Origin of the sequence: Aeromicrobium phragmitis, from assembly GCF_003674095.1 — a bacterium.
Taxonomy (GTDB): domain Bacteria; phylum Actinomycetota; class Actinomycetes; order Propionibacteriales; family Nocardioidaceae; genus Aeromicrobium; species Aeromicrobium phragmitis.
Window position 1 is genome coordinate 1 of sequence record NZ_RDBF01000168.1, and the last position, 373, is coordinate 373.

1 pseudogene is annotated in these 373 nt (G+C 72.7%); it reads right to left on the reverse strand.

Annotated features, from left to right (window positions below):
• Positions 1 to 373, reverse strand: a pseudogene (locus D9V41_RS18020) (MFS transporter); the annotation flags it as partial.

Consider the following 373-nt stretch of genomic DNA (forward strand, 5'->3'; position numbering starts at 1 on the left):
CGCATCTCGTCGGGAGCCGCGGTCTGCAGCATCGTGGAACGGTAGGCCGAACTCACCATGTCGGCCGACCCCGAGAGCGCGAGCAGGGTGACGCCGAGCCAGAGCACTCCCGGCAGCCCGACCGCGGCGACGCCGGCCAGCGCTACCGCGACGCCGTACGTCATGATCGCGACGACGATCGCGATCCCATGCCGGTGGACCCGCCCCAGCCAACCGGACACGCAGAACGCGAGGAACGAGCCGATCGCGGGCGCCGCCTGCAACACGCCCAGCACCCACGCGCCCTCGTCGCCGCGGCCGCCCGCGAGGTAGATCGTGGCGGCGAGCGCGGGGAAGGTCGCGCGGGGTTGCGCAAGGACCATCGCACACAGGT